Annotated in this window: 1 protein-coding gene; it reads left to right on the plus strand. The window is 65.4% G+C overall.

Annotation, left to right across the window (positions count from 1 at the left end; all coding sequences use genetic code 11):
- Positions 1-312: 312 nt before the first annotated feature.
- A complete protein-coding gene (locus tag WDW90_RS37045; RefSeq protein ID WP_336492713.1) occupies positions 313-654 on the plus strand; it encodes a hypothetical protein in 342 nt (113 codons plus the stop codon).
- Positions 655-1,452 lie beyond the last annotated feature (798 nt).

Raw genomic sequence — 1,452 nt, forward strand, 5'->3', positions numbered from 1 at the left:
GCGCAGGTCAACAGACAAAGGTGACGGCATGGGCAAGCTCCTTCACCCGTCAACGCGTCACCCGCAAACCTGTCTCAAGCAGCGCGGGATCTGCTCTAGTGCGCAGCCGTACCCGGCCCAGACGGGTAAGGAGGCGTTCACGCTTCGCGACGACCCTGGCCTCACCCGCCACTGATCCAACCCCCCACGGCTGGCGGGCTGGCCCCACCAGCTGTCTGCGCATCAGCAGCCGGTGGGGCCTTTCTCAATGCCAATCTCGCTGACCACCGCTACCCCTTGGATGGAAGCGGCCTAGAGGCACGGACCTGCGCCATGACGGACGAGCCCCGCCGCTTCTTCGCGCCCTGGCGTGTCGTCGAGTTCGAGGGCGCGTTTCGCATTGAGGACGCCGCCGCTCTTCCGCTGGCCTACGCCTACTACTCCGAGGACATCGCGCGGCAGGCAACTGGCAGCTACATGTCTCGCGAGGAGGCACGGCGGGTCGCGCTGAACATCGCGGCACTCCCGGATCTCAGGGCAGCCCTTCAGGACAACGACGGAGCAGGGCGGGGACAGGCCGAGATTGCGGCGTTACGGACGCAACTCACCGAGGCCGAACAGCAGCGGGATGCGTGGCGTGCTGAAGCTGAACGCCTCGGGCAAACCGCCGCCTGACCGTTTCCGAAGTGCGTTACGGCCACACCTACACGCGCTTCTGGGATTGCGAGCACCTTGGTTGATGCCGCTCACCTTCCACCGTGCTAACGCCGTTTAGAAGACCCCGGGGAGCGCGATGGGGGACGCGGACAACCCGTTGTCTCGCAACATCCTCACCTGAGACACAGCATCGCCCGATGCTCGCGCCCTTCTCCGGGGCTCCGCAGCCTCGACGGTCGTGCGGGACGGGGCCTCACGCAGCAGCCTTAGAAGCCCTCGTGCGCCTCTTGCAGCGCGTCTGCCCTCCAACGTCCGCACGCAGCATGCCGGATGACATGCGGGACGCTCTGGAGCGCCTACGTCGGTCACGGCAACAAGATGTGAGCACGTAGTTCGGCAAGTTCGGGATCACCGACCGCGACACGCTGTAAGGGAAGAAGCGCACACGGCCGGTGACTGCCACCCTCGTCCCAGGGCGCGGCCTACCGGTGCACGTCGCATGCCGGCATCCAAGAACCGGCGGAGCGCCCCAGTTTGCCCTCCTAGCACCCCGCCGGCCGACACCTACCCACGAAAGCCAGACACCGGCATAGGCGATCAGGCCGATTTAGGGGTCGCCAGCAGCATCCTACAGGGCGCGCCATCGAGCACGCCTGGGCCAGCTAAAATCGCACGCAATGTTGCATGTGGTGGAGGGCGCGCGGATCATCGCGGAGGCGCTAGGCTGTGGTGAGGATTTAAGATTTGGGTCTACCGGGTCGAGGCGAGATCTGATTCAAGGCTGCTTTTTGGGAGAGCTGCCTTGTCATTCCAGCC

This window comes from Methylobacterium nigriterrae (assembly GCF_037106235.1).
GTDB lineage: Bacteria > Pseudomonadota > Alphaproteobacteria > Rhizobiales > Beijerinckiaceae > Methylobacterium > Methylobacterium nigriterrae.

Coding starts and splice junctions, on each gene's coding strand:
- WDW90_RS37045 (WP_336492713.1), top strand. CDS start 313: ATGACGGACGAGCCCCGCCGCTTCTTCGCGCCCTGGCGTGTCGTCGAG.